4 protein-coding genes are annotated in these 3,832 nt (G+C 45.1%); all 4 read right to left on the reverse strand.

Annotated elements, in window-relative coordinates:
- Positions 1 to 31: 31 nt before the first annotated feature.
- Complete coding sequence (gene pcaD, locus HMPREF0013_RS06385; RefSeq protein WP_005802106.1) at positions 32 to 817, reverse strand: 3-oxoadipate enol-lactonase; 786 nt, start codon at positions 815 to 817, stop codon at positions 32 to 34.
- A gap of 10 nt (positions 818 to 827) precedes the next feature.
- Positions 828 to 2,042, reverse strand: a complete 1,215-nt coding sequence (pcaF, locus tag HMPREF0013_RS06390; protein WP_002121111.1) for a 3-oxoadipyl-CoA thiolase — start codon at positions 2,040 to 2,042, stop codon at positions 828 to 830.
- A gap of 468 nt (positions 2,043 to 2,510) precedes the next feature.
- The gene (locus HMPREF0013_RS06395; RefSeq protein ID WP_005802097.1) at positions 2,511 to 3,164 is read right to left on the reverse strand and encodes a 3-oxoacid CoA-transferase subunit B; all 654 of its coding nucleotides are present in this window, start codon (positions 3,162 to 3,164) and stop codon (positions 2,511 to 2,513) included.
- Between the two features lie 18 nt (positions 3,165 to 3,182).
- On the reverse strand, positions 3,183 to 3,832 hold a 650-nt coding region (locus HMPREF0013_RS06400), incomplete at its 5' end, for a 3-oxoacid CoA-transferase subunit A (protein ID WP_005802108.1).

Genomic DNA, 3,832 nt, shown 5'->3' on the forward strand with positions numbered 1-3,832 from the left:
GGTCCTTTAGTAGGCCATTTTTTTTGAATCATTAAATTAACCTAATAAAAAAATCCTTTAGGATTTTATTAAAAGCTTCTGGTTGCTCTACATTGGAAATATGAGAGGCATCTATTTCTGCAAGTTTTGATTGTGGAATGCGTTGCTGAATAAACTCACCATCTGCAACAGTCGTTACAGGGTCTTGAGTTCCAGCGATCACCAATACAGAAATTTTAATGTCTTTTAACTGCTCACGGACATCCGCTTTAGCCAAAGCCTCACAACAATTGGCATAACCCATTGCGCTGCCAGCACTTAAGTCGTTACATAGGTTGTTGACGATTGAAGCATGACTTTGGATAAAGGGATCTGTAAACCATCGCGAGGCTGCTGTAGCTGCGATCGGTTGTAAACCTTGCTCACGTACTAATTTTGCACGGTCAAGCCATGCTTGTTCTTGTCCAATTTTAGCGGCAGTATTTGCCACAACCACATGACTAAACCGGTCAGGGTAGTGAATTGCCAGCCATTGACCGGTTAAACCACCCATAGAAATTCCACAAAAAGCAGCTTTGCTAATATTTAGATGATCCAGTAAACGGACAACATCTTCACCTAATTGCTCTACAGTATATGGACCGTCAGGCGTAGATGATGAACCGTGACCACGTGTGTCATAGCAGATCACAAAAAATTGATCTTTTAACTCATTAAACTGTTTTTGCCACATGCCATAGTTGGTGCCCAAAGAATTGGAAAATACCAGAGCAGGGAAAGATGGCTCGCCAAAAGTTTGATAGTTAATTTGTGCATCGGCAGATTGAAAAGATGGCATTTGTTTCTCCTTAAAGTGCTTCAACACATTCAATAATCAAAGCAATGCCTTGTCCCACACCAATACACATTGAACACAAGGCATAACGGCCACCTGTTTGTTCAAGCTGGTTTAAGGCTGTAGTGACTAAGCGTGCACCTGATGCACCAAGTGGATGACCTAAAGCAATGGCACCACCGTTTGGATTTACCTTGTCAGAATCATCTGGCAAACCTAAATCACGGGTCACGGCCAAAGCCTGTGCAGCAAAGGCTTCATTGAGCTCAATCACATCCATCTGCTCTAAAGTCAGGTTGGCTTGTTTCAGTAATTTTTTAATGGCTGGTGCAGGAGCAAAGCCCATAATACGTGGTTCTACACCCACTGCTGTTGAAGCAATGATCTTGGCACGCGGTTTTAAGTTGTAAGCTTGGACTGCCTCATCAGAAGCAATCAATAGAGCCGCTGCACCATCATTAATACCTGAAGCATTGCCTGCTGTTACTGTGCCATCTGCTTTAACCACAGGTTTAAGTTTGCTTAAAGCTTCAAGTGTGGTCGATGCACGAGGATGTTCATCGGTATCAATCACAACAGCATCACCCTTACGCTGAGGGATTTCAACTGCCACGATTTCTTTAGAAAAAAAGCCTTTGGCTTGCGCGCTTGCGGTGCGTTGTTGGCTCACCAAGGCAAACTGGTCCTGATCTGCACGATTAACGTTGAACTGTTCAGCGACGTTTTCGGCAGTCTGGGGCATGGTGTCTACACCATACAATTCTTTAAGTTTTGGGTTAATGAAGCGCCACCCCATGGTAGTGTCTTCAATCTTCTGGCTACGGCCAAAGGCACTGTCTGACTTACCCATCACATAGGGTGCACGGCTCATACTTTCCACACCACCTGCAATCACCAAATTCGCTTCACCTGCTTTAATGGCGCGGGCAGCAATGGCAATCGCATCGAGTGAAGAACCGCACAAACGGTTAATGGTCGTTGCCGGTACTTGATACGGTAAACCTGCAAGCAGTGCTGACATACGGCCGACATTACGGTTATCTTCACCGGCTTGGTTAGCACAACCATAGATCACATCATCGATCTGTTCCCAATCTACACTTGGGTTACGCTGCATGAGGGCTTTAATCGGCACAGCACCAAGGTCATCGGCACGGACAGGTGCAAGGCCACCGGCATAACGGCCGAATGGAGTACGGATGGCATCGATGATATAAGCGTTTTTCATTCTTACATTTCCATTTTGAAATCTATTGCTGTCATTGCCACATCGTTAGACTTTTCCAGAGTTTGCTGGCGATCATCATGGTTACTAAGTTAAAAGTAGACATGACAGAGTCTTATCGTGTTGAGTCAAATGCCAGTAGCTAATTCTTGTCACTTTTTTAAAAAAGTAACCAAAAACCTTTGTTGAACAGAGGAGGCTTCCATGCCTCCCTGTCCAACGGGCGACATCCATGTCGCCTGTCACAATAGCGAATTACGGTAAAAACCAAATTAATAAGCAAGAACCGTATTCAATGAGTTCCATTCTGTGTTTCGCGATGGCGACATGGATGTCGCCTCGTTGCTCAGCACAACAGGGATGTTGTGTCTGAGTAACAAAGGATTTTTGTTACTTTTTATCCTTAAAAAGTAAGGCATTACTTATACAAAAAACTTTTGCTTTCACTAGTAATTGGGGGCTGTATAAACCTTACCCTTGAGTTGCATCAATCAAAGTTGCACCCGTTAAAGCCTGTAACTCATCAAAGCTAAGACCTTCAACTTTCTCAATCACCTTTAAACCATCTTTGGTCACGTCAATCACACAAAGATCCGTGTAAATACGGTCAACACATTTTTTACCTGTAACCGGATAGCTCAGCTCAGCCACAATCTTCGGCTCACCTTGCTTGGTCACATGATCTGTGGTGATAAATACTTTCTTGGCACCAACCGCTAAATCCATCGCACCACCCACAGCAGGAATCGCATCGGGTGCACCTGTATGCCAGTTGGCCAAGTCACCATTCGCAGCAACCTGAAATGCCCCGAGTACTGCAATATCAAGGTGACCACCACGCATCATCGCAAATGAGTCGCCATGGTGGAAAAAGCTACCACCTTCAAGCATGGTCACAAACTCTTTACCCGCATTAATCAGTTCAGGGTCTTCCTCACCTGCCGCTGGCGGTGGGCCAAAAGCTAATAAGCCATTTTCAGAATGAAGAAAAATATCTTTATCGTTAGGTAAGTAGCTCGCGATCTTGGTCGGTAGGCCAATACCCAAGTTCACATAGGCGCCATCTGGAATATCTTGTGCCACACGTTGTGCAATCTGGTCACGGCTGAGTTTCTGGTAGCTCATGTTATTTCTCCTTATTGCTTACTGTGCGGGCGCTACTTGTACAACATGCTGTACAAAAATACCCGGGGTGATAATGTGCTCAGGGTCTAATCCACCTAGCTCTACCACTTCAGAAACCTGAGCAATGGTGACATCCGCAGCCATCGCCATAATCGGGCCAAAGTTACGTGCAGATTTACGGTAAACCAGATTGCCCCAGCGATCGCCTTTGTAAGCTTTAATCAAGGCAAAGTCAGCCTTGATCGGATATTCGAGTACGTAATCTTTCCCATCAATCTCACGGGTCTCTTTACCTTCGGCCAAAAGTGTTCCAAAGCCTGTTGGGGTAAATACAGCACCTAGGCCCATACCCGCAGCCTGAATACGGCAAGCCAGATTACCTTGTGGTACCACTTCAAGCTCGACCTTTCCAGCACGATACAGTTCATCAAACACATAAGAGTCAGACTGACGTGGGAAAGAACAGATGACTTTTTTAACCGAACCAGCCTTAAGCAGTTTCGCCAGACCATAATCGCCATTACCGGCATTGTTGCTGACAATGGTTAAGCCTTTAACACCGAGTTCAATAAGACCATCAATGAGTTCAGCGGGTTGTCCTGCGGTACCGAAACCACCAATCAGAATGGTTGCACCATCTTTAATCTGCGATAGAACCTCGCTTAGTG

Source organism: Acinetobacter sp. SH024 (genome assembly GCF_000163635.1).
GTDB classification, from domain to species: domain Bacteria; phylum Pseudomonadota; class Gammaproteobacteria; order Pseudomonadales; family Moraxellaceae; genus Acinetobacter; species Acinetobacter pittii.

Excerpts from the sequence above, each read along its gene's own strand:
- pcaD (WP_005802106.1), bottom strand. The coding sequence starts at position 817 with ATGCCATCTTTTCAATCTGCCGATGCACAAATTAACTATCAAACTTTT.
- pcaF (WP_002121111.1), bottom strand. The coding sequence starts at position 2,042 with ATGAAAAACGCTTATATCATCGATGCCATCCGTACTCCATTCGGCCGT.
- HMPREF0013_RS06395 (WP_005802097.1), bottom strand. The coding sequence starts at position 3,164 with ATGAGCTACCAGAAACTCAGCCGTGACCAGATTGCACAACGTGTGGCA.